We start from the raw sequence: 22,563 nt of genomic DNA, 5'->3' as shown, positions 1-22,563 counted from the left end.
GTTCCATTCTCCCAGACCCCGCGCCCGCGCGGTGTCGCTGAGGGCGCGGGGCGGGCTGGGGAGGAGGGGTCACGCCTGCGCGGTCTCCGGCTCGCTCGCTGCGGCACGACGCTCGCCCCAGACCTGGCGGGCGATCTGCGTGAAGGCCTCGACGGGCTGGGCCCCGCTGACGCCGTACTTGCCGTCGATCACGAAGAACGGCACGCCGCTGATGCCGTACGCCTGGGCCTGGGCCTGGTCGGCGCGCACCGCGTCGCGGAACCGGCCGGATGCCAGCGCCTCGCGGGCGTCGTCGGCGTCGAGGCCGACCTCGACGGCGAGCTCGACGAGGTCGTCGTCGCGGCCGACGTGCTTTCCCTCGAGGAAGTAGGCCGACATGAGACGCTCGGACAGGTCCAGCTGGCGCCCCTGCTCCTTGGCGAAGTGCAGCAGCTCGTGCGCCTTCACGGTGTTCGTGTGCTGGAGGATGTCGAAGCGGTACGCGAGACCCGCCTCGGCGGCGACGCCGGTGACACGATCGAGCATCTCGCGCGCCTGAGCGGGCGAGATGCCCTTGTGCTGCGAGAGGTAGTCGACCTCGCCGCCGACGAAGTCGGCGGGGGTGTCGGGCGAGAGCTCGAACGAGTGGTACTCGATCTCGACGACGGGCGCGTCGTCGTCATTGGCGGTGGCGGCCAGGCCGTTCTCGAGGTTGCGCTTGCCGATGAAGCACCAGGGGCAGGCGATATCGCTCCACACGTCGATCTTGATGGCATCCGTCATGTCGCGTGAAACCTTTCGGGTGACGGGCTTATTCCGAAAACTGCCGTCAGTGCGTTGTCGGAGTGTCGACGGCGCCGCCGAAGCGCCGATCGCGGGAGACGTACGACCCGATCGCGTCCCACAGGTGCGCACGACGGAAGTCGGGCCACAGCGTGTCGAGGAACACCATCTCGGCGTACGCCGACTCCCACAGGAGGAAGTTCGACGTGCGCTGTTCGCCGCTGGACCGGATGAAGAGATCGACGTCGGGCATGTCGGGCTGGTACAGGTTCTTGCGGATCAGCTTCTCGCTGATCGCCGACGGCTTCAGGCGACCGGCGGCGACCTCCTCGCCCAGGCGACGCATGGCATCCACGATCTCCAGGCGACCGCCGTAGTTCACGCACATGGTGAGCGTTAGTCCGTCGTTGCCCTCGGTGAGACGTTCGGCGGCCTGCAGCTCGTTGATGACCGACCCCCAGAGGCGCGGGCGGCGGCCGGACCAGCGGACCCGCACGTTCCACTCGTTCAGCTGGTCGCGGCGGCGCTGGAGCACCTCGCGGTTGAAGCCCATGAGGAAGCGGACCTCCTCGGGCGAGCGCGTCCAGTTCTCGGTCGAGAACGCGTACAGCGACAGGTGCGTCACTCCGGCCTGGATCGCCCCCGCGACGATGTCGAGGATGGTGGCCTCGCCCGCGCGGTGCCCTTCGATGCGGGTCAGACCGCGACGGTTCGCCCAGCGACCGTTGCCGTCCATCACGATCGCGACGTGGGCCGGAACCGCCCCCTTAGGGAACGCCGGGGGGTACTCCCCCGTCCAATCGAGGGGGCGGTACGGCTCGGCGTTGCGGTGCGTGAACGGCTTCGGGGTCATCGACTCGATTCCAGGTGCGAGAGGGAACGGATGCCACGCTCCAGGTGGAACTGCGCGTAGGTGGCCACGAGGCCGGAAGCGGCGGCGGTGGTGCGGTGGGGGGCGGCATCCACGACGTCCCACTCCCCCGCGATGAGCGCGCGGAGCAGGGCGACGGTGTCGTGGGCGACCCGCGGCGACCCCGCGGGCGCGCACGCCGAACAGACGACGCCGCCCAACTGGGCGAGGAAGAAGTCGTGCTCGCCGACCGTGCCGCAGCGCGCGCACTCCCCGAGTCCGGGAGCCCACCCGGAGAGGGCCATGGCGCGGAGCAGATACGAATCCAGCACGCTGCGCGCCGCGTGGTCGCCGCGCGCAAGGGCGCGGAGCCCCCCGACCAGCAGCAGGTACTGCTGCGGCGTCGCCTCGGCTTCGTTCAAGCGGTCCGCCGTCTCGACCATCGCGCTGGCGGTCGTGTAGCGATCGTAGTGCTGCGCGATGTCCGCGCCGTACGCGCCGAGCGACTCGGCCTGCTGCACGATGTCGAGGTTCCTGCCCTGGTACATCTGCACGTCGGCGACCATGAACGGCTCGAGCCGCGAACCGAACCGCGACGAGGTGCGCCGCACACCCTTCGCCACCGCGCGGATCTTGCCGTGGCGACGGCTCAGGAGGGTGACGATGCGGTCCGCCTCCCCGAGCTTGTGGGTACGCAGGACCACGACTTCATCGCGGTAGGTGGGCACAGTCCATTATCCGCCCGCGACCCCGGGAGTCGGCGGTGCGCCGCGCGCGGGGCCGCGCTCCGTCGACAGGAGAATGGATGCCGTGAACCCACCCGTCTTCATCATCCCGCTGTGGGCAGACCTCACCGCCGTCGCCCTGGGCGGGGTGCAGGGCGCGCTGTTCGCCTCCGGCTTCCAGGGGCAGCGGCGTCTCGATCTCCTGGGCGTGGCGATCATCGGCATCCTGCTCGGGATGGGCGGCGGCCTGATCCGCGACCTGCTGCTCGGACTCACGCCCGCGACGCTCCAGAACAACTGGTACCTCCTCACGGCGGTCGTTGCCTCGCTTGTCGGAATGCTGCTCTCGGGGATCTTCCAGCGCCTGAACCGCGCGATCATCATGCTCGACGCCGTCGTCATCGGACTGTTCGGCGCGTTCGGCACATCGAAGGCGCTCGCGCTCGGGCTGCCGGAGGTGCCGGCGGTGTTCGTCGGCGTCGTGGCTGCGGCGGGCGGCAGCGTGCTGCGCGATGTGCTGATGGGACTTCCCGTCGCGATCATGCACGTCGGGTCGCTCTACGCGGTGGCGGCGGGCGGCGGATGCGCGGTGCTCGCGACGGTCGCGGCCTTCGGCGTGCCGCTCCCGGTGGCTGCGGTCATCGGTGTGGTCGTCACGACGGTCATTCGCGTCCTCGCGGTGCTGTTCGACCTCTCCCTGCCCGAACAGCGCAAGCTCTACCGCCGCAAGGTCGCGGTCGAGACCACCGGCATCCCGGTCATCCCCGACGCCGACGCGTGAGGGGTCGATAACTGTCGCTTCCGGTGCCGTCCGGCGACAGATATCGGCCCCTCACGCGATGACGATCAAACGCCGGCGAGGGCGCCGGAGCGCTCGCGCGTGCGGATCGCGCGGTTGACGCCCGACACGATCGCCTTCAGCGACGCGGTCGAGATGTCGTTGTCGATGCCGACGCCCCACAGGCGCTGGTCGTCGACCTGCAGCTCGATGTAGGCCGCCGCCTGCGCGTCACCGCCGGAGCTCAGCGCGTGCTCGACGTAGTCGTAGAGCGTCACGTCGAAGCCCTGGGCGCGCACGACCTCGAGGAACGCGGCCACCGGCCCGTTGCCGACGGCCGACGCGGGCTGGACCGACTCGCCGTCGCGCAGCGTCACCTCGAGCGAGACATCGCCCGACATGTCGCTCGACGAGCGGGTCGAGAGCAGCTCGAAGCGGCCCCAGCGCTGGTCGTCATCGGTGGTGGGCAGGTACTCGTCGGTGAAGATGTCCCAGATCTGGGCACTCGACACCTCGCCGCCCTCGGCGTCGGTGCGGGCCTGGACGACGCCGGAGAACTCGATCTGGAGCTTCCGCGGCAGGTCGAGCGCGTGGTCGGCCTTCAGCAGGTAGGCGACGCCGCCCTTGCCGGACTGCGAGTTCACACGGATGACGGCCTCGTAGGAACGGCCCAGGTCCTTGGGGTCGATGGGCAGGTACGGAACGGCCCATTCGATGTCGTCGACACCCTTGCCCTCGGCGGCGGCGCGGGCCTCCATCGCCTCCAAGCCCTTCTTGATGGCATCCTGATGCGAACCACTGAAGGCCGTGAAGACGAGGTCGCCGGCCCAGGGGCTCCGCTCGGGCACGGGCAGCTGGTTGCAGTACTCGACGGTGCGCTTGACCTGGTCGATGTCGCTGAAGTCGATCTGCGGGTCGATGCCCTGCGTCAGCAGGTTCACGCCCAGGGCGACCAGGTCGACGTTGCCGGTCCGCTCGCCGTTGCCGAACAGGCAGCCCTCAATGCGGTCCGCGCCGGCCATGTAGCCGAGCTCGGCGGCCGCGACCGCGGTGCCGCGGTCGTTGTGCGGGTGCAGCGACAGGATGACGTTCTCGCGGTGGTTGAGGTGACGCGACATCCACTCGATCGAATCGGCGTAGACGTTCGGGGTGGCCATCTCGACCGTGGCGGGCAGGTTGAGGATGACCTTGCGCTCGGGCGCCGGCTGGAAGATCTCGAGGACCTCGTTGCAGATGCGCAGCGCGAACTCCAGCTCGGTGCCGGTGTAGCTCTCGGGCGAGTACTCGTAGTAGACCTCGGTCTCGGGGATCGTCGCCTCGTACTTCTTGCACAGGCGCGCACCTTCGAGTGCGATGTCGACGATGCCCTGCTGATCCGTGCGGAAGACGACCTCGCGCTGCAGCACCGACGTGGAGTTGTACAGGTGCACGATGGCCTGCTTCGCGCCGGCGATGGACTCGTACGTGCGGGCGATGAGGTGCTCGCGGGCCTGGGTCAACACCTGGATCGTGACGTCATCGGGGATGAGGTCTTCCTCGATCAACTGGCGGACGAAGTCGAAGTCGGTCTGGCTGGCGCTCGGGAACCCGACCTCGATCTCCTTGTAGCCCATCTTCACGAGCAGGTCGAACATGACCCGCTTGCGCTCGGGGCTCATCGGGTCGATGAGGGCCTGGTTCCCGTCGCGCAGGTCGACGGCGCACCAGCGGGGTGCGGTCTCGATGCGCTTGCTCGGCCACGTGCGGTCGGGCAGCTCGACGCGGATCTGCTCGTGGAACGGACGGTACTTGTGCACCGGAGCGGACGTGGGCTTCTGCGTGTTCTTCATGAGGGTGTCGCTTCTCTTGTCTGTCTGAAGGGGCCGACGACGAGCTCCGCGACGAGGAAGGCCCTTAGAACGAGGACTCGTCGCGGCAGCTAAGAAGAAGCAGGCCACTGAAGCGCATTCTGCGATCGTAGCACTCGCTCACGGCACGGCCGGCGCGGGTGCGACTCACGGCAGGAGCGCGACCTTGCCGCCGGGGTGCCCCTGCATCACGAACCGGACCGCCTCCGCTGCGTCGGCAAGCGGGAACATGCGGGCGACGGGGACCTCGAGAACACCGGATGCCGCGAGCTCCAGGACGTGTGCGCGGGCGATGTCGCGGAAGCGGGCGCTCGCGGGCCGCGACCCGGCGATCCACAGGATGCCGTCGGACTCGGCGCGCTGCGGGGACACGATCGTGACGATGCGGTCGCGTTCTGCGACGAGCGCGAGCGAGACGTCGATCGCCTCGTCCGTGCCGACGGCGTCCCACGCCGCGGCGACCGGCCGGCCGGCGGCCGCCTCGACGACGCGCTCCTGCAGCCCGTCGCCGTACGCGATCGGGATGCCGCCGAAACGGCGGACCCGCTCCGCCGACTCCGCGGAGTCGCGACCGACCGTGCCGATGACCCGGATGCCGAGCGCCCGCGCCTGCTGGAGGAGCGACACACCCACCGCGCCCGACGCGGCGTGCAACAGCACCGTCTCGCCCTCGACCGCACGCGTGACCTGGATCATCTCGGCCGCGGTCGTGCCGGCGAGCAGGAGGTTCGCGGCTTCGGCGTGCGAGAGCGTTGCCGGCTTGGCGAACACGTCGCGCGCGCGGATGGTGAGCTCGGTCGCGTAAGCGCCCTGGACGCGGAACGCCACGACCTCATCGCCGACCGCGAGGTCGCCCGAGCCGCCGACCGCGTCGGGGCCGACCGCCGTGACCTCGCCGGAGAGTTCGTACCCGATGGCGACGGGGAACTCGGCACCGGGTCGCGCGGACGCGACGTGCTTGGCGTCCGCGGGGTTGATCCCGGCGGCACGGACGCGGATCGTGACCTCGCCCGGGCCCGGGTGCGGCACGTCCACCTCGTCGAACGTCCAGTCGTCGACCGGACCGGGCCGGTGCGCCCTCCATTGCTTCGCCATCGTGAGTCCTCTCGCCGCGAGCGCCCGGCTCAGAAGCCGAGACGACCGAGCTGCTTGGGGTCGCGCTGCCATTCCTTGGCCACGCGGACGTGCAGGGACAGGTACACCCGGCCGCCGACGAGCGGCTCGATGCCCTGGCGTGCGCGGGCTCCGACGCTCGCCAGTCGGGAACCCTTGTGGCCGATGATGATGGCCTTCTGACTGTCGCGCTCCACGACGATGTTCGCGAACACATCGGTGAGGTCGCTATCCTCGCGCGGCGCGACGTCTTCGATCGTCACCGCGATGGAGTGCGGCAGTTCATCGCGCACGCCGTCGAGCGCTGCCTCCCGGATGATCTCGGCGATGCGGTCCTCGAGCGACTCGTCGGTCACGACGTCGTCGGGATAGAGGGCGGGCCCCTCCGGCATGAGGGCGAGCAGCTCGTCGCTCAACACGTCGAGCTGGTCGCGCGTGACCGCGGACAGCGGGATGACGGCCGCCCAGTCCTCGCGCAGCGCGTCGACCTCGATGAGACGCTCGGTGATCTGCTCGCGGGTCGCGGCATCCGTCTTCGTCACCAGCGCGATCTTCTTCGCGCGCGGGTAGCCGGAGAGCGACTCGGCGATCCGCCGGTCGCCCGGGCCCACCTTCTCGGTCGCCGGTGCGCAGAACGCGATCACGTCGACGTCGCCGAGCACCTGCTCCACCAGGTCGTTCAGGCGCTGCCCCAGGAGTGTCCGCGGACGATGGATGCCAGGCGTATCGACGACCACGAGCTGACCGCCCGGACGGTTGACGATGCCGCGGATCGCGCGGCGGGTGGTCTGCGGCTTGTCACTCGTGATCGCGACCTTTTCGCCCACGAGCGCGTTCGTGAGAGTCGACTTGCCCACGTTCGGGCGGCCGACGAACGTCACGAAGCCGGATCTGGTGTCGCTCATCTGTCGTTCCTCTCGCGGGCGGAACCCGCGGGCGCCGTCTCGTCGGTTTCTTCGTCGTCGTCCTCGGCGCGCTCGACGATCACGGTCGCGATACCGCGGTTGCGTCCGCGCGACGCTCCACCGGTCATGATCAGACCGGAGTGTTCGGCTGTGGCGCCGGGTTGGGGGATCCGGCCGAGGGCCTTGCCGAGCAGGCCACCGATCGAGTCGACGTCCTCGTCGTCCAGCTCGAGTCCGAACAGGTCGCCGACCTCGTCGAGCCCGAGACGCGCACTGACGCGGAACCGGCCGTCGTCGAGCGGCACGACCTCTGTCGAGGGGGCGTCGTACTCGTCGGAGATCTCGCCGACGAGCTCCTCGATGAGGTCTTCGAGGGTGACCAGGCCTGAGACCCCGCCGTACTCGTCGACCGCGAGGCACACGTGCACGGCATCCTTCTTCATCTGCTGCAGAAGGGTTTCGGCCTTCATCGTCTCGGGGACGAACACCGCCGGACGTGCGATCCGGCGGATCGGCGCGTCGCGCCAGCCGGCCTCCTCGCGGAATCCGAACTGCACGAGGTCCTTCAGGTACAGCATGCCGACGACGTCGTCGGCCTCGTCGTCCGCCAATGGGACGCGCGAGACACCCTTGTCGAGGAACAGCGCCAGCGCCTCGCGCGTGGTGGCCGTGGCATCCACCGTCACCATGTCGGTCCGCGGCACCATGACCTCGCGCACATAGCGGTCGGTGAAGTCGAACACCGAGTGGATGAGCTCGCGATCGTCTTCCTCGATGAGCTCGTTCTCGGCGGCTTCGTCGATGATGCTGAGCAGTTGCTCCTCAGAGGCGAACGAGGTCGAGTGCGAGACGCCGGGCGTGATGCGGTCGCCCACGGCGACGAGACCGTGTGCCAGCGGGCCGAGCAGGATCCGCATGCCGCGGATGACCGGAGCTCCGCCGCGGAGAAGCCCGGTCGCGTGCTGGCGGCCGACGGCCCGCGGGCTCGCGCCCACGGCCACGAACGAGATGCCCGTCATGAGGACGGCCGCGGCGACGAGGGCAAGCCAGATGTTGTCGAAGAGCAGCATGAAGGCCGCCGCGACAAGGACCGCGGCGGTCGTCTCGGCCAGAACGCGGATGAACACCACCGCGGTGACGTGCGCGCTGGGGTCATCTGCGATGCGCTGCAGAGAGCGCGCGTTGCGTCCGGCCGCGCCGAGCTCGACCAGGTCGGCACGGGAGGTGACGCCCAGCGCTGCTTCGGACGCCGCCATGAAGCCCCCGAAGGCGACGAGGACCAGCGCGGCGACGAGAAGAAGAGCCTCGGTCATGCGCGGCGGCGGCGCTCGACGGCCTGGAAACCGCTGATGAGCTCGCGCTGCAGACCGAACATCTCGCGCTCCTCATCGGGCTCGGCGTGGTCGAAGCCGAGGAGGTGCAGCAGGCCGTGGGTGGTGAGGAGGATCAGCTCGTCCTGCGTGGAGTGCTTCGCGGTGACGGCCTGGGTCTCGGCCACCGCGGGGCAGAGCACGATATCGCCGAGGAGTCCGGCGGGGGTCGGCGCGTCCTCGGTTCCGGGGCGCAGCTCGTCCATCGGGAAGCTCAGGACGTCGGTGGGACCGGGCTCGTCCATCCACTGCACGTGCAGGGATTCCATGGCGCCCTCGTCCACGAGCACGATGGCGACGTCGGCATCCGGGCTGACATGCAGTTCGGCGAGGTTGTACTCCATCAGACGCAGCAGCACCTGCTCGTCGACGTCGTGGCCGGATTCGTTGTTGATCTCGATCGTCATGAGCGGTTTCGTCTCGGGAGGTGATCGCGCGGACCCGCGGGACGGGCTGCGCTGCGGCGTTCGGCACGACCGGCGAACTCGGAGGCCTCGTCGCGTTCGCGGCGGGCGACGAGACGTTTCTCGTCGTACTCGCTGTACGCATCGACGATACGACCCACGAGCGTGTGACGCACGACGTCGGCGCTGGTGAGGTACGAGAAGTGGATGTCGTCGATGTCGCCGAGCACGCGCGTGACGAGACGGAGCCCCGACGCGCCCTGCGGGAGGTCGATCTGCGTGATGTCACCGGTGACCACCATGCGCGTGCCGAACCCGAGGCGCGTGAGGAACATCTTCATCTGCTCGGGCGTGGTGTTCTGGGCCTCGTCGAGCACGACGAACGAGTCGTTGAGAGTGCGGCCGCGCATGTAGGCCAGCGGCGCCACCTCGATCGTGCCCGTCGCCATGAGCTTGGGCACGATGTCGGGGTCCATCATCTCGTTCAGCGCGTCGTACAGCGGGCGCAGGTACGGGTCGATCTTGTCGGTGAGGCTCCCGGGAAGGAATCCCAATCGCTCCCCCGCCTCGACCGCCGGGCGCGTGAGGATGATGCGGCTGACCTCTTTGCGCTGCAGCGCCTGCACGGCCTTCGCCATCGCGAGGTAGGTCTTGCCCGTACCCGCGGGACCGATGCCGAACACGATGGTGTTCTCCTCGATCGCATCGACGTACGCCTTCTGCCCCAGGGTCTTGGGACGGATGACCTTGCCGCGCGACGACAGGATCGCCTCGCCGAGCACCTCGGACGGACGGGGGCCGCCGTCGGAGCGCAGGATCCGGCTCGAACTCGACACGTCGGCCGGGTCGAGTCCTTGACCGTTGCGCGTCATCGTGAGGAGTTCGTCGACGAGCCCCTTGGCCGCGGCCACCGCGGACGCGCCGCCCGTGAGGGTGATCTCGTTGCCGCGCACGTGGACGTCGACGTCGGGGTGCTCCTTCTCGACCACGCGCAGCAGGCGGTCGTGGGGGCCCAGGAGCTGGACCATGGCGACGCCGTCGGCGTACAGCCGCTCGACGACGGGTTCTTCGGGGGAATCAGCCACCCGTGCTCTTTTCGTTCAGTCCGCCCGCGAGGACGTGGGCGTGTACGTGGAAAACGGTCTGACCGGCACCGGCGCCGGTGTTGAAGACGAGTCGGAAGTCGCCGTCGGCGTGCTCGGCCGCCACGGCGTTCGCCAGACCCACGATCTCGGTCAACAGATCGGGGTCGCCCGCGGCCAGCTCGACGACGTTGCGGTACTGCTCGGTCTTGGGGATCACGAGCAGATGCACCGGTGCCTGGGGCGCGATGTCGCGGATCACGAAGGCGTTCTCGGTCTCGGCGACGATCTCTGCGGGGATATCGCCCTGGAGGATGCGCGTGAAGATCGACGGCTCGGTCATGGCATCCAGTCTATCGACGGGCTCCGACAGCGGGACGGGCGCGCTACCAGCGGCCCGCAGTCGCCGACAGCACCGAGATCGCCGCGGCGCCGGCGGTCGAGGTCCGCAGGACCGTGTCCCCCAGGCGCACGAGCCGGGCACCGACCTCCCCCAGGGCCGCGAGCTCCTCGGGGGCGATCCCGCCCTCCGGGCCCACGACGAGCACGATGTCGCGGTCGTCGACCGAACCGGATGCCACGGCTGTGAGCCGCTCGTCGGCGGAGGGCTCCAGCACCAGCACGTGCGCGTCTTTGGCGCGGGCGACGAGGTCGGCGAGACGCGCGACCCCCTCGACCTCGGGGATCCACGCCCGGTGCGCCTGCTTCGCCGCTTCGCGGACGATCATCCGCCAGCGCGCGAGCCCCTTGTCGGCCTTGGCATCCCACCGCGAGACACTGCGCGCGGCCTGCCACGGGACGATCGCGTCGACCCCCAGCTCGGTCGCCGCCTGCACCGCGAGCTCGTCGCGGTCGCCCTTCGCGAGGGCCTGCACGAGCACGATGCGCGGCGTCGGCGCGGAAATCTCCGCGCGGGCCTTGACGAGCACGTCGACCTGCTTCGGTGCTGCTGCCGTCACGACGCCCTCGAGCCAGACTCCGCGACCGTCACCGAGGGTCACGGCCTCGTCGACACGGACGCGCCGCACCGCTGCGGCGTGGTGCGCCTCGGGCCCGGTCAGCACCACGACATCGCCGACACCGGCGGTCGACGCGTCATCGGTGACGAAGTGCAGCGCCACGATCAGTGCCGGAAGCGGTCGCGGAACTTCGTGAACAGGCCCTGCTGGTGCTCGGCCAGGCGCGGCTGCGGGGCCTTCGTCCGCTTGGCGAAATCCTCGATGAGGGCGCGCTCCTTGTGGTCGAGGCGCGTCGGTGTCACGACGTGCACGCCGACCTTGAGATCGCCGCGCTGGCTCCCGCGCAGCGGTGTGATGCCGCGGCCCTTGATGGTCAGCACGTCGCCGGACTGCACGCCGGGCCGCACCTCGAGGTCCACCGCGCCGTCGAGCGACTCGATGGTGGTGGTCGTGCCGAGAATGGCATCCGGCATCGACACCTCGAGGGTCGCGAGCAGGTCGTCGCCCTCGCGACTGAAGGCGTCGTGCGAGTCGACCGTGATCTCGAGGTAGAGATCGCCGTTGGGGCCGCCCGCGGGACCGACCTCGCCCGAACCGGGGAGCTGCAGGCGCAGCCCCGTCTCGACGCCGGCGGGGATGTCGACCGAGACGGTACGGCGGGCGCGCACGCGGCCCTGGCCCTGGCATGTGCCGCAGGGGTACGGAATCGTCGTGCCGTGGCCCTGGCAGACGCTGCACGGCTGACTGGTGACGACGTTGCCGAGGAGACTGCGGACCGTCCGCTGCACGTGGCCGGAGCCGTGGCAGATGTCGCACGTGACCTCGCTCGTCCCGGGCTGCGTGCACGCGCCCTGGCACGTCTCGCAGAGGACGGCGGTGTCGACCTCGAGGTCGCGGTGCACGCCGAAGACGACGTCGCCGAGCTGCAGGTTCACGCGCACGAGGGCGTCCTGTCCGCGCTCGCGTCGGGAACGCGGACGCGGACCGCGGCCCCCGCCGCCCTGCGCCCCACCGAAGAACGTCTCGAAGATGTCGCTGAAGCCGCCGAAGCCGGCCGCTCCCCCGCCGCCGAACGGGTTCTGGTCACCGCCCATGTCGTAGCGGCGACGCTGCTCGGGGTCGCTCAGGACGTCGTAGGCGTGGGTGACGAGCTTGAAACGCTCGGACGCGTCGTCGCCCGGGTTGACGTCGGGGTGGAGTTCGCGTGCGAGACGCCGATAGGCGCGCTTGATGTCGTCGGGGCTGGCGTCGCGCGCGACGCCGAGGACCTCGTAGTGGTCAGCCACAATCGCCTTCCTGCCCGCTCACGCGGGGTCGATCCGTTTCGGTGCGGGTGTCGTCAACGAGCGGTGTCGTCGTCTTCGAGCATCCGGGTCAGGTAGTGCGCGACGGCGCGGACCGCCGCGAGGTTCGAGGAGTAGTCCATCCGGGTCGGGCCGAGCAGGCCCACGCGCGCACCGCCGGCGGTGCCGTCGTAGCGGCTGGCGAGGACGGATGCCTCGATCAGGCCGAACGGTTCGTTCTCGCGGCCGATGCTGGCCGAGAGACCCTGCTCGTCGGCGACCATCTCGCTCATGAGCCGCAACAGCGTCACCTGCTCCTCGATCGCCTCGAGGAGCGGGTAGATGCTGCCGCGGAAATCGGATTCGCGCTTGGCGAGCGTCGCCGCGCCGGCCATGACGAGACGGTCCTGGCGGAACTCGTCGAGTTCTTCACCGACGATGCGCAGCACGGCGTCGGCGATCGCGTCGAGCGAGTTCCCCGGCCGCGGCGCGTCGGCGCTGGCGACGGCCTGCGCGCAGTCCGCGACGCTCCTGCCCACGAGCAGCGCGCCGACGCGGGCGCGCAGTTGCACGACATCGCTCTCGGTGGGCTCGAACGGCACCAGGGCGATGCGCTGCGAGACACGGCCGGTGTCGGTGACGAGGATCACGAGCACGCGCGGCCCGCCGAGAGCCACGAGCTCCACGTGCGTCAGATTCGCGCGGGCGAACGAGGGATACTGCACGATCGCGACCTGGCCGGTCAGCTGCGTGAGAGCCCGGACGGTGCGCGCGAGGAGGTCGTCGAGGTCACCGGCTTCGTCGAGGAACGACGTGATGGCGCTGCGCTGCGCCGTCGAGAGCGGTCGCAGTTCGGCGAGGTGGTCGACGAAGACGCGGTAGCCCTTGTCGGTGGGTACGCGGCCCGACGACGTGTGGGGCGCGACGATGAGGTCTTCGTCCTCGAGCTGCGCCATGTCGTTGCGGATCGTCGCGGCCGACACCCCGAACGCATGCCGCTCGACGATGGCCTTGCTGCCGACGGGTTCGCGCGTGTCGACATAGTCCTGGACGATTGCGCGGAGCACCTGCAAGCCGCGTTCGGACACCATGGCCGGCTCCCTCCTTCTGGCACTCCGGACACCTGAGTGCCAATTCTAGAGCACCCGCCCGCCCCCGAGTCGGAAGCGCGCTCAGGCTGTGAGCGCCCGCACCACCGCGTCGGCGAGCAGCCGGCCGCGACGCGTCAGCACGATACGCCCGCGCACGGCATCCGGCCCGTCGACCAGGCCGTCGGCGATGAGGGATGCCACGGCCTTCCGGCCCTCGCCGAGGAGCTCCGACACCGGGAGGCCGTCGCGGATGCGACTGCGCAGCAGCACGGATTCGAGGCGTCGGGCGGTGTCGTCGGGCCGCTCGCGCGCTGCGGCCGGCGACTCCCCGGCGGCGAGCCGCTGCGCGTAGGCCGCGGGGTGCTTGACGTTCCACCAGCGGAGCCCCGCGACGTGGCTATGGGCTCCGGGGCCGAAGCCCCACCAGTCGGTGCCGCGCCAGTACGCGAGATTGTGGCGCGAGCGGTGGGCGGTGTCCGTGGCCCAGTTCGAGACCTCGTACCAGTCGTAGCCCGCGCCGCCGAGGAGGTCGTCGGCGAGCTCGTACATGTCGGCCTGCAGGTCGTCGGAGGGCTCCTCCACCACGCCCGAGCGGATCTGTCGCGCGAGCTTCGTGCCGTCCTCGACGATCAGCGCGTACGCGGAGACGTGGTCGGGGCGCAGCGCCGTCGCGGTCTCGAGCGACGCGCGCCAGTCGTCGAGCGACTCCCCCGGCGCACCGTAGATCAAATCCAGCGACACATCGAGTCCGGCGCGGCGCGCGGCGGCGACCGCGGTGGCGACGTTGCGCGGGTCGTGGGTGCGGTCGAGCACCGCGAGCACGTGCGGCTGCGCGGACTGCATGCCGATGGACAGGCGCGTCACGCCGGCGGCGGCGAGTGTCTCGGCGACGGCGTCGTCGACGGTGTCGGGGTTGGCTTCCACGGTGACTTCGGCGCCGTCGGCGATCCCGAACTCGTCGCGCACCGCCCCGAGCATCCGCGCCAGGTCGCCGGGCGGCAGCAGGGTCGGCGTTCCTCCCCCGAAGAACACGGTGGATGCCTCGCGCCGACCGCCCGCGGCATCCATCACCGCGCCCGCCAGACGCACCTCGGCGGCGAGCGTGTCCGCGAAGTCCTCCTGGCGCGCACCGCGGAGTTCGCTCGACGTGTAGGTGTTGAAGTCGCAGTAGCCGCACCGCACACGGCAGAACGGGACGTGCAGGTACACGCCGAACGCGGTGGCGGCGTCGACCGTCAGATCGTCGGGCAGGCGCCCGTCGGTCGGGGCGGGGTCTCCGAGGGGAAGCGGGCCGCCCATCAGTCGGTGTACAGCGGCGAGATCGCGCGCAGATACCGCTGGAAGAGACCGCGTCGACGGCGGCGGACGAGTCCGTGGAACAGCCGGTACGACGGGGCGGTCGGACGGTCGAAGGCGCGGACGACGAACCAGACCTCGTCGTTGTCGCGCCATTCGACGGCGAACAGCTCTTCACCGCTGACGATGGAGTGCCCGACCGTGCCGAGGATGTATCCGATCCGGCGCGGCTCCTCGAACACCGAGATCACACGAAGGTGTCCGTCGACGCGGTGCCCGTCGACCTTGCCGTGCACGCGCACGCTCGTACCGGGGCTGACGAACGGGGTGCCGTCGGCGGCGAACCGCTGCTCGGAGGCGAGCCGACTGGGCGCGATGGGAGCGCCGTCGGCATCGAAACCGACCCCGGCGTACCCGCCGTCCGTCGCTGGACGCACGTCGCTGATGCTGAGCTCGCCCGCGCGCAGAGGCGCCCACGACAACAGCAGCTCTCCGGCCGCGGTGAAGCGCTCTTCGCCGCTACCGATACGCCACGCGTCCTCGGCGGGGACCGAGTGCTGGGGCGGGTACTGCATGAGGTCGTGCGCCTGAGTGGCACCGACCGCGGCGTAGTCGACCGTGTCGTCGGTGAAGTTCTGGCGGCGCATGATCTCCGGTCTCCTCGGGCGGGTTACTTCTTCGTCTCGACGTCGCCGGACAGGGCGGCGATGAACGCCTCCTGCGGCACCTCGACCCGGCCGACCATCTTCATGCGCTTCTTGCCCTCTTTCTGCTTCTCGAGCAGCTTGCGCTTACGGGTGATGTCACCGCCGTAGCACTTGGCGAGGACGTCCTTGCGGATCGCGCGGATGGTCTCGCGCGCGATGATGCGCGCGCCGATCGCGGCCTGGATGGGCACCTCGAACTGCTGACGAGGAATGAGTTTGCGCAGACGCTCGGCCATCAGCGTGCCGTACGCATAGGCCTTCTCGCGGTGCACGATCGAGCTGAAGGCATCCACCTTCTCGCCCTGGAGCAGGATGTCGACCTTGACCAGGTCGGCGGTCTGCTGACCCGCCGGCTCGTAATCGAGGCTCGCGTAGCCCTGGGTGCGGCTCTTCAAATGGTCGAAGAAGTCGAAGACGATCTCGCCGAGCGGCATGTTGTACCGCAGCTCGACGCGGTCTTCGCTGAGGTAGACCATGCCGAGCAGCGTGCCGCGTCGCGACTGGCAGAGTTCCATGACCGTGCCGACGTAGTCCTTCGGGAGAAGGATGCCGACCTTGACCACCGGCTCGGACACCTCGGCGACGCGCCCGTCGGGGTACTCGCTCGGGTTGGTCACCGACACCGTCTCACCCGTGTCGGTCATGACCTCGTACGTCACGGAGGGGGCGGTGGTGATGAGGTCGAGGCCGAATTCGCGCGAGAGGCGCTCGGTGATGATCTCGAGGTGCAGCAGCCCCAGGAAGCCGGCGCGGAAGCCGAAGCCCAGGGCGACCGAGGTCTCGGGCTCGTACTGCAGCGAGGCGTCCGAGAGCTTGAGCTTATCGAGGGCTTCGCGCAGCTCCGCGTAGTCGCTGCCGTCGATCGGGTAGATGCCCGAGAAGACCATGGGCTTCGGGTCGGTGTACCCCGCGAGGGCTTCGGTGGCGGGTTTGCGGTGGTTGGTGATCGTGTCACCGACCTTGGACTGGCGGACGTCCTTGACGCCGGTGATGAGGTACCCGACCTCGCCGACGCCGAGACCCCGGGTGGGCACCGGCTCGGGGCTCGAAACGCCGATCTCGAGCAGTTCGTGCGTCGCGGTCGTCGACATCATCTGGATGCGCTCGCGCGGCGACAGCGACCCGTCGACCATGCGGACGTACGTCACGACGCCGCGGTACGCGTCGTACACGGAGTCGAAGATCATGGCGCGCGCCGGGGCGTCGGCCTGACCGACCGGTGCCGGAATCTGCTCGACGATCCGGTCGAGCAGGTCTTCGACGCCCATGCCCGTCTTGCCGCTCACGCGCAGCACGTCTTCCGGCTTGCCGCCGATGAGACCCGCGAGTTCGGCCGCGTACTTCTCGGGATCGGCGGCCGGCAGGTCGATCTTGTTCAGCACCGGGATGATCGTGAGGTCGTTCTCGAGCGCGAGGTAGAGGTTCGCGAGCGTCTGGGCCTCGATGCCCTGCGCTGCGTCGACGAGGAGGATCGCGCCTTCGCACGCGGCGAGCGACCGGCTGACCTCGTAGGTGAAGTCGACGTGGCCGGGAGTGTCGATCATGTTGAGCGCGAAGGTCTCGCCCCCGGCGGCCCACGGCATGCGCACGGCCTGCGACTTGATCGTGATGCCGCGCTCGCGCTCGATGTCCATACGGTCGAGGTACTGCGCGCGCATGTCGCGGTCGGCGACGACGCCGGTGATCTGCAGCATGCGGTCGGCCAACGTCGACTTGCCGTGGTCGATGTGGGCGATGATGCAGAAGTTGCGGATCTGCGCCGGCGGCGTGGCGGACGGCTCGAGGGGCTTCAGGGCGCGCGGTGACATGTTCCGTCGATTCTACGGGCGACGGGCGACATCGCCGTCCGCGGCCCCGAACCGAGCGCGTATCCCGGGCGGGTGCACAGGCGGCGTTCGTAGGGTGGATGCCATGACGGTCCAGGTCGTGCTCGTGCACGGCATCCGCACGTCCGCCACGATGTGGCGCGCCCAGGTCGAGCATCTGCGACAGCGCGGGAACCCGGTCACCGCCGTGGATCTCCCGGGGCACGGAACGCGCCGCGATGAGACGTTCACGCTCGACGCGGCGTTCGCGACGATCGATCGGGCTGTTCGGGATGCCGCGACGCGCGGCCCGGTGCTGCTCGTCGGTCATTCGATGGGTGGCCTGCTGTCGATCGAGTACGTCGGCCGCGAGGATCGGCCACCGGTCGCGGCTTTCATCGCGGCATCCTGCACGTCGATTCCGCGCGGGGTCGGACTCGCGGCGTACCGCTTCTTCGCCCGTCGCTTCGACGGCCTGCCCGATCGCGGCCTCGGGCTGACGACCTACGTCCTCGAGCGGACGCTCCCGTTCGAGACGCGCGAGGACTTCGGCGCGGGCGGGTATGCCTTCGACGCGCAGGACACGGCGCTGCGGAGCCTGTCGGTGCTCGACCTGCTCGCGGCGCTGCGGCGCATCGACGTGCCGCTCTGGTTCGTCAACGGGCAGTGGGACCAGCTGCGGGTCAACGAGAAGCTGTTCCTGTCCGTGGCCCGCGACGCCGAGCTCATCGTCGTGCCGCGCACGACGCACCTCGTCACTGCGATGCGCCCCCGCGTCTTCAACGCGGTCCTCGACGTGGCGCTCACCACGGTCGAGGCGGCGACCTGATAGACTCGACCCTTGGCTTGCGTGTGGGGTTTTTCCCGACCTCCACGACCGCCGGTGCAGCGTCCCTCTACCGCTCGCCCGGCACTTCCAACACTCACTCAAACGAAAGACCGTCGACGTGGCGAATATCAAGTCGCAGATCAAGCGCAACAAGACCAACGAGAAGGCGCGCGAGCGCAACAAGGCCGTCAAGAGCGAGCTCCGCACCCACGTGCGCCGCACGCGCGACGCCATCCTCGCCGGTGACAAGGAAGCCGCCGAGAAGGCGCTCGTCCAGGCCGGCAAGAAGCTCGACAAGGCCGTGAGCAAGGGTGTCATCCACCAGAACCAGGCCGCGAACCGCAAGTCGGCCATCGCGAAGCAGGTCGCCGCTCTCTGAGCCGCATCCTTCGACAGCCCGTCCCGCACCGCGGGACGGGCTTCGTCGTTTGCGGGGGCACGGTGTCGCGGGTCCGGGCGTGCGGCGGGGTTCCGGGCGTTGCTTGTGGCCCTGGGGCCACTTCTGGCGCCCCGGGGCCACGGCAGGCCGCGCTTGAGCCCGCGCGCTCTGGGCGTGAAGTGGGGGCGCGGCGATCGGTGTGCAGCCGTGCAGGAGCGGCGACCCCGGAGCGATCGGCGCCGCGGCGATGCCGTTCTCCAGCGGCAGGTCAGCGGCCGTAGGGCTGGCGGGTGGCGATGATCGTGATCATGCGCTCGAGGGCGAACACCGCGTCGCGCGAGGCGCCCTTGACCTCGGCATCCGCCCGCGCGGTGGCGTGGATGGCCAGACCGAGGGTGGCGGCGCTCCAGCCGACGAGGTCGCGGCGCGCGCGATCGACCTGCCAGTCCTTCATGCCGAGGCGTTGAGCCAGCGCCGAGGACGACTCGCGGTTCCCCGCCACGCGCGCCATGGTCCGCAGCTTCAAGGCCACGGCCGCGACCAGCGGAACGGGATCGGCCCCGGATGCCAGGGCGTGGCGCAGCGCGAGGAGGGCCTGACCGTAGTGCCCGGCGATGGCGGTATCGGCGACGGTGAACGCGGAGGTCTCGACGCGGCCGCCGTAGTACCGCTCGACGGTGCGTTCGTCGATGTCGCCCGGGACGTCGGCGATCAGCTGTTGGCAGGCGGCCGCGAGCTCGGTGAGGTCGTCGGCGAACGCCGAGACGAGGGACCGGAGCGCCACCGGGGCGATCTTCTTCCGAGCCGCCTTGAACTCGCCGACGGCGAAGTCGAAGCGGTCGGAGTCGCGCTTGATCGCCGGGCAGGCGATCTCGATGCCGCTCCCCTGGCCCGCCCGGATGGCGTCCAGGAGCTTCTTGCCGCGGACGCTCGCGCCGGTGTGCCGGAGCACGACGGTCGCCCCGTCCTGCGGGTGTTCGAGGTACGCGAGTGCCTCGGTGAGGAACGTGTCGGAGCACTTCTCGACGCCGCCGACGCGCACCAGGCGCGGCTCGCCGAACAGGGAGGGCGAGGTGACCGCGAGAAGCGTGCCAGCGGCGTAGTCGTCGGCACGGACGTCGGTGACCTCGAGGCTCGGGTCTTCGCTCTTGAGGTACTCGCGGATGCCCGCGGTCGCGCGCTCGGCGCACACCTCTTCGGGGCCCGAGACGAGCACGATCGGCGCCGGCTGCGGCGTGCGCCAGCCGATCTGCGGGATCGCCGACTTCGCCTTGGCGGGGGCGGAGCGTCGGGGTGCCGGAGTCACTCCCCCAGCCTACCGAGCGGGTCGGACACGGATGCCGGATGGAGCCGCGACGCCCGGCTGTGCGCCTCACGCACCCATCGCTCGCCGCCTCACTGTCGCTGGCGCCACAGCGTCAGTCTGCCGTTCTCGTCGCGCCAGACCGCGAGAATGCCGTCCGTGTCGGTGCGTGCAGCGACCGTACCGGTCTCGCGGAGGAGATCGAGCAACCGCGCGGTCGGGTGTCCGTAGGTGTTTCCGGCACCGACCCCGATCAATCCGACGTCGGCATGCAGCCGGCGGTAGAGCTCGGGGTCCTGGTCGGCGCTGCCGTGATGGGAGACCTTGACGATGTCGGCACGCGTGATGTCGACGCGCCGCAGGACGGCCGCCTGGGGCTCGGCTCCGAGGTCGCCGAGCATGACCGTGCGCGGGAAGCCCGGGCCGGTGACGTCGATCGCGACGCTGGCATCGTTGCCCGGTTCCATCCCGGGCACGGGGCCCAGAGCCTGCCAGCGCGTCTCACCGAGTTGCCCCGTCATCCCCAGCGTGGCGGCGACCAGGCGGGCGCCGCCGGCGGCGTACCGATCGAGCAGTCTCTGGTCGGCCGGCTCGCCGGAGGGACCGTGAACGACGACGTCCGCCCTCCCGACGAGGGCGGGGGACCCGCCGACGTGGTCCTTGTCGAAGTGCGTGAGGACCACCAGGTCGAGCCGGTCGACCCCGAACGTCCGCAGGCATTCGGCGAGCGGTTCGGGCTCGGGTCCGGTGTCGACGAGGGCCGTGGCCGTGCCGGATCGCCAGAGAGTGGCATCCCCCTGCCCGACGTCGCACATCGCGACCTGCCACTCCGCGGGCACCGTCAGCGGCCCGGCGATCGTGCGGATGGTGCTCGTTCCGCTGGCCGCGCCGATCAGGATGGCGACGATGAGCGTGGCCAGTGCGGTCAGACGCGGCACCCGGCTCGGGCGGGCGATGGCGACCGCGATGGCTGCTCCGACCGCGGCGAGGAGTGCCGCTCCGGGAAGACCGTCCGGCCACGGGAGGTTCTGCGCCGCTGCCGACGCCGTCGTGTGTGCGACTCCGGCGATCCAGGCGGCGGGGATCCACGCCAGAGCCGTGAGACCATCCCGCAGCCACGGGAACGGTGCGATGCACGCGAGGGCTCCCGCGATCGTCGCCGGTGCGGCCGCCGGGTCGGCGAGCAGGTTGGCCGCGATACCGAGCAACGGGACGTGCGGGTCGATCAGCACGATGAGCGGACCGCACACCAGCTGGGCGGACGTCGGCACCGCCAGGGCGAGGGCGAGGGGCCGCGGCATCCCCCGCGCCAGCCCGTCGGCGAGCGGGCGCGCGAGGACGAGCAGCGCGGCGGTGGCCGCGGCGGACAACGCGAATCCGAGGGACCGGCACAGCCAGGGATCCATGACGAGCAACACCGTCACCGCGGCGGCGAGGACGGCGATCCCGACGATGGGTCGACCGAAGCCCAGAGCCAGGATGCCGATCGCGCTCATGGCTGCCGCCCGGACGACGCTCGGCTCGGGGGTCACGAGCACGACGAATCCGGCGAGCACGAGAAGAGCGCCCGTGACACGCAGCCACCGGCGTGCTCCGCACGCGGCCAGAACGGCGAAGGCGGCGCCGACGACGAGGGCGCAGTTCGCTCCCGACACCGCGTTCAGATGTGACAGCGACGAGATGTTCATCGCCTCCTCGGTCGCGGGCTCGAGGCTCGACGTGTCGCCCACGGCCAGCCCGGGGATCAGGCCGGCGCCCGGCTGCGGCAGGCCTCGCGTCGAGGCGACGAGTCCGTCGCGCAGGGTCTCGAACGCGGCCCACACGCCCTGCGGCGGTGGGGCGCGCCCGACGTCGGTCGCGCGCAGCACCAGAACCGCCCGTTCGGCCGGATCGGCCGGGATCGCGCGGCCGGACAGTGTCAGCTCGCTGCCCTGTCCGACGGCGGACAGGCTCTCGTGGCCCTCGGCATCGACCCCGATGCGCGCGGGGATCGCGCCGCGGACCGTCGTCTCCCCCGCCGTTACCTCTGTCACGGTTGCGTCGAACCACGCCCCGCCGTCGGCGCTCCCCGACAGGTGGCCGGTCACCGTCACCGTCACGCGCAGATGGCGACCCCCGTCCACCGCGAGCTGAGCGACGGCCTCCCGCGTGGGCTCCAGGGTGGCGACCGTGCCGGCGCTGGCTGCGGCGCAGGCCAGGGCGACCGCGAGGACCGCGACGATCGGATGCCGGAACCGCGCGAAGCACACGACGGCACCGCCGACAGCCGCGACGAGACCGGCCGCGAGGATCCATGCCGGCGACATCGCCGTCGCGACGGCGGCACCCACCCAGGTCGCGGCCGCGACGGCGACCGGCCGCCACGCCCGTCGCCGCAGGGCACGCCGTTCGCTCATACCCGGACCAGATCCCGCAGGTTCGCGAGCATCTTGTCGCCGATGCCGGGCACCGACCCCAGATCGTCGACGCTCGTGAAGCGCCCGTTCTCGTCACGCCAGGCCAGGATCCGGTCGGCCAGCGCCGGTCCGATCCGCGGGAGCCCGTCGAGCTGTTCCCGTGTCGCGGTGTTGAGGTCGAGCGGACCGGACGCGGCGGTTCCGCCGCCCGCTGCGGCGGGAGGCTCCGCCCCCACGACGGGGACGACGATCTGCTCCCCATCCGTCACCGTCCGCGCGAGGTTCACCCCGTCGCGCGCGGCGTCATCGGCGAACCCGCCCGCGCGGGCGATGGCATCCGCCACCCGGTCGCCCACCTCGAGCCGATACAGGCCCGCCGCGCGAACGGCCCCCGCGACGTGCACGTACACGCCGGCCGCCGGGACGGCGGTCTGCTCACCGCTCGAAGAAGGCGCCGCTGTGACCGTCTCGGCACCCGTCGCTCCGCGGAAGATCCCGATCCCCACCGTCACCGCGAACGCCACGAGCACCAGGACGATGACCGCACCGACGCCGAGGCGTTGGCGCGGTCGGAGACGCGCGGGAGGCGTGTCGGTGTCGGGGTCGGCGGTCACCCTCACACGCTAGGAAGAGCCGGCGCGCCCCCGGGCGACCTCGAGCCCGATCGGTGGACCGCTCC

The 22,563-nt window shown here is 70.5% G+C and carries 22 protein-coding genes; 3 read left to right on the top strand and 19 right to left on the bottom strand.

All coding sequences use genetic code 11. The annotated features are described in order from the left end of the window. Positions 1–69: 69 nt before the first annotated feature. Genes D8Y23_RS05095 through recO form a run of 3 tightly spaced genes read right to left on the bottom strand, consistent with a single transcriptional unit; the run spans position 70 to position 2,340 of the window. Positions 70–762 carry a DsbA family oxidoreductase gene (locus tag D8Y23_RS05095; RefSeq protein WP_128217089.1) on the bottom strand — a complete coding sequence of 231 codons (693 nt, stop codon included), beginning with the start codon at positions 760–762 and terminating at the stop codon, positions 70–72. 46 nt (positions 763–808) lie between these two features. Continuing rightward, positions 809–1,615 (bottom strand): isoprenyl transferase, encoded by an 807-nt coding sequence (locus tag D8Y23_RS05090; RefSeq protein ID WP_128217088.1) that lies wholly within the window; start codon positions 1,613–1,615, stop codon positions 809–811. Further along, a complete protein-coding gene (gene recO, locus D8Y23_RS05085; protein ID WP_128217087.1) occupies positions 1,612–2,340 on the bottom strand; it encodes a DNA repair protein RecO in 729 nt (242 codons plus the stop codon). Before recO ends, D8Y23_RS05090 begins: the two co-directional genes overlap by 4 nt. An 82-nt stretch (positions 2,341–2,422) precedes the next feature. Here recO and D8Y23_RS05080 point away from each other — a divergent pair, with 82 nt between their 5' ends. After that, a complete protein-coding gene (locus tag D8Y23_RS05080) occupies positions 2,423–3,118 on the top strand; it encodes a trimeric intracellular cation channel family protein (RefSeq protein WP_128217086.1) in 696 nt (231 codons plus the stop codon). 65 nt (positions 3,119–3,183) lie between these two features. Here D8Y23_RS05080 and leuA read toward each other — a convergent pair whose 3' ends face one another. From leuA to lepA, 13 genes are all read right to left on the bottom strand, one after another. Beyond that, a complete protein-coding gene (gene leuA / locus D8Y23_RS05075; protein WP_128217085.1) occupies positions 3,184–4,944 on the bottom strand; it encodes a 2-isopropylmalate synthase in 1,761 nt (586 codons plus the stop codon). A gap of 165 nt (positions 4,945–5,109) precedes the next feature. Next, complete coding sequence (locus tag D8Y23_RS05070; protein ID WP_128217084.1) at positions 5,110–6,057, bottom strand: quinone oxidoreductase family protein; 948 nt, start codon at positions 6,055–6,057, stop codon at positions 5,110–5,112. Between the two features lie 29 nt (positions 6,058–6,086). After that, positions 6,087–6,980 carry a GTPase Era gene (gene era, locus D8Y23_RS05065; RefSeq protein WP_128217083.1) on the bottom strand — a complete coding sequence of 298 codons (894 nt, stop codon included), beginning with the start codon at positions 6,978–6,980 and terminating at the stop codon, positions 6,087–6,089. Next, positions 6,977–8,293, bottom strand: coding sequence for a hemolysin family protein (locus tag D8Y23_RS05060; protein ID WP_128217082.1), 1,317 nt, complete (start codon positions 8,291–8,293; stop codon positions 6,977–6,979). Before D8Y23_RS05060 ends, era begins: the two co-directional genes overlap by 4 nt. Beyond that, positions 8,290–8,757, bottom strand: a complete 468-nt coding sequence (gene ybeY, locus D8Y23_RS05055; protein ID WP_128217081.1) for an rRNA maturation RNase YbeY — start codon at positions 8,755–8,757, stop codon at positions 8,290–8,292. Before ybeY ends, D8Y23_RS05060 begins: the two co-directional genes overlap by 4 nt. Then, positions 8,754–9,782, bottom strand: a complete 1,029-nt coding sequence (locus tag D8Y23_RS05050) for a PhoH family protein (RefSeq protein WP_205796863.1) — start codon at positions 9,780–9,782, stop codon at positions 8,754–8,756. The genes ybeY and D8Y23_RS05050 overlap by 4 nt, the downstream gene beginning before the upstream one ends. A gap of 49 nt (positions 9,783–9,831) precedes the next feature. Next, entirely contained in the window at positions 9,832–10,179 is a 348-nt protein-coding gene (locus D8Y23_RS05045) for an HIT domain-containing protein (RefSeq protein ID WP_128217079.1), read from the bottom strand. A 43-nt stretch (positions 10,180–10,222) separates the two neighbouring features. Beyond that, positions 10,223–10,957, bottom strand: coding sequence for a 16S rRNA (uracil(1498)-N(3))-methyltransferase (locus D8Y23_RS05040; RefSeq protein WP_128217078.1), 735 nt, complete (start codon positions 10,955–10,957; stop codon positions 10,223–10,225). Positions 10,958–10,959: 2 nt separating this feature from the next. Next, positions 10,960–12,081, bottom strand: coding sequence for a molecular chaperone DnaJ (dnaJ, locus tag D8Y23_RS05035; RefSeq protein ID WP_128217077.1), 1,122 nt, complete (start codon positions 12,079–12,081; stop codon positions 10,960–10,962). Between the two features lie 53 nt (positions 12,082–12,134). Beyond that, positions 12,135–13,169, bottom strand: a complete 1,035-nt coding sequence (gene hrcA / locus D8Y23_RS05030; protein WP_128217076.1) for a heat-inducible transcriptional repressor HrcA — start codon at positions 13,167–13,169, stop codon at positions 12,135–12,137. An 81-nt stretch (positions 13,170–13,250) separates the two neighbouring features. After that, positions 13,251–14,468, bottom strand: coding sequence for a radical SAM family heme chaperone HemW (gene hemW, locus D8Y23_RS05025; protein ID WP_128217075.1), 1,218 nt, complete (start codon positions 14,466–14,468; stop codon positions 13,251–13,253). Further along, on the bottom strand, positions 14,468–15,112 hold the full coding sequence (locus D8Y23_RS05020; protein WP_128217074.1) for a DUF1990 family protein: 645 nt from the start codon (positions 15,110–15,112) through the stop codon (positions 14,468–14,470). Before D8Y23_RS05020 ends, hemW begins: the two co-directional genes overlap by 1 nt. Positions 15,113–15,135: 23 nt before the next feature. Further along, the gene (gene lepA / locus D8Y23_RS05015; RefSeq protein ID WP_128217073.1) at positions 15,136–16,980 is read right to left on the bottom strand and encodes a translation elongation factor 4; all 1,845 of its coding nucleotides are present in this window, start codon (positions 16,978–16,980) and stop codon (positions 15,136–15,138) included. Between the two features lie 103 nt (positions 16,981–17,083). On the opposite strand from lepA, the gene D8Y23_RS05010 reads away from it, so the two are divergent. Beyond that, positions 17,084–17,806 carry an alpha/beta fold hydrolase gene (locus D8Y23_RS05010; protein WP_128217072.1) on the top strand — a complete coding sequence of 241 codons (723 nt, stop codon included), beginning with the start codon at positions 17,084–17,086 and terminating at the stop codon, positions 17,804–17,806. Between the two features lie 118 nt (positions 17,807–17,924). Then, the gene (gene rpsT, locus D8Y23_RS05005; protein ID WP_128217071.1) at positions 17,925–18,185 is read left to right on the top strand and encodes a 30S ribosomal protein S20; all 261 of its coding nucleotides are present in this window, start codon (positions 17,925–17,927) and stop codon (positions 18,183–18,185) included. A 268-nt stretch (positions 18,186–18,453) separates the two neighbouring features. Here rpsT and holA read toward each other — a convergent pair whose 3' ends face one another. From holA to D8Y23_RS04990, 3 genes are all read right to left on the bottom strand, one after another. Then, the gene (gene holA / locus D8Y23_RS05000; protein ID WP_128217070.1) at positions 18,454–19,491 is read right to left on the bottom strand and encodes a DNA polymerase III subunit delta; all 1,038 of its coding nucleotides are present in this window, start codon (positions 19,489–19,491) and stop codon (positions 18,454–18,456) included. An 89-nt stretch (positions 19,492–19,580) separates the two neighbouring features. Continuing rightward, positions 19,581–21,884, bottom strand: coding sequence for a ComEC/Rec2 family competence protein (locus D8Y23_RS04995; RefSeq protein ID WP_128217069.1), 2,304 nt, complete (start codon positions 21,882–21,884; stop codon positions 19,581–19,583). Beyond that, entirely contained in the window at positions 21,881–22,498 is a 618-nt protein-coding gene (locus tag D8Y23_RS04990) for a ComEA family DNA-binding protein (protein WP_128217068.1), read from the bottom strand. The genes D8Y23_RS04995 and D8Y23_RS04990 overlap by 4 nt, the downstream gene beginning before the upstream one ends. Positions 22,499–22,563: the final 65 nt, after the last annotated feature.

It is taken from the genome of Microbacterium enclense (assembly GCF_004022425.1).
GTDB lineage: Bacteria > Actinomycetota > Actinomycetes > Actinomycetales > Microbacteriaceae > Microbacterium > Microbacterium enclense_A.
Note: the sequence above shows the minus strand (reverse complement) of the source record. Positions and strands in the feature narration are given on the sequence as shown.

Bases quoted from the DNA above. Each gene is read 5' to 3' on its own strand.
- D8Y23_RS05095 (WP_128217089.1), bottom strand. From the start codon at position 762: ATGACGGATGCCATCAAGATCGACGTGTGGAGCGATATCGCCTGCCCC.
- D8Y23_RS05090 (WP_128217088.1), bottom strand. From the start codon at position 1,615: ATGACCCCGAAGCCGTTCACGCACCGCAACGCCGAGCCGTACCGCCCC.
- leuA (WP_128217085.1), bottom strand. From the start codon at position 4,944: ATGAAGAACACGCAGAAGCCCACGTCCGCTCCGGTGCACAAGTACCGT.
- D8Y23_RS05070 (WP_128217084.1), bottom strand. From the start codon at position 6,057: ATGGCGAAGCAATGGAGGGCGCACCGGCCCGGTCCGGTCGACGACTGG.
- era (WP_128217083.1), bottom strand. From the start codon at position 6,980: ATGAGCGACACCAGATCCGGCTTCGTGACGTTCGTCGGCCGCCCGAAC.
- D8Y23_RS05060 (WP_128217082.1), bottom strand. From the start codon at position 8,293: ATGACCGAGGCTCTTCTTCTCGTCGCCGCGCTGGTCCTCGTCGCCTTC.
- ybeY (WP_128217081.1), bottom strand. From the start codon at position 8,757: ATGACGATCGAGATCAACAACGAATCCGGCCACGACGTCGACGAGCAG.
- D8Y23_RS05050 (WP_205796863.1), bottom strand. From the start codon at position 9,782: ATGGTCCAGCTCCTGGGCCCCCACGACCGCCTGCTGCGCGTGGTCGAG.
- D8Y23_RS05045 (WP_128217079.1), bottom strand. From the start codon at position 10,179: ATGACCGAGCCGTCGATCTTCACGCGCATCCTCCAGGGCGATATCCCC.
- hrcA (WP_128217076.1), bottom strand. From the start codon at position 13,169: ATGGTGTCCGAACGCGGCTTGCAGGTGCTCCGCGCAATCGTCCAGGAC.
- hemW (WP_128217075.1), bottom strand. From the start codon at position 14,468: ATGGGCGGCCCGCTTCCCCTCGGAGACCCCGCCCCGACCGACGGGCGC.
- D8Y23_RS05020 (WP_128217074.1), bottom strand. From the start codon at position 15,112: ATGCGCCGCCAGAACTTCACCGACGACACGGTCGACTACGCCGCGGTC.
- lepA (WP_128217073.1), bottom strand. From the start codon at position 16,980: ATGTCACCGCGCGCCCTGAAGCCCCTCGAGCCGTCCGCCACGCCGCCG.
- D8Y23_RS05010 (WP_128217072.1), top strand. From the start codon at position 17,084: ATGACGGTCCAGGTCGTGCTCGTGCACGGCATCCGCACGTCCGCCACG.
- D8Y23_RS04995 (WP_128217069.1), bottom strand. From the start codon at position 21,884: ATGAGCGAACGGCGTGCCCTGCGGCGACGGGCGTGGCGGCCGGTCGCC.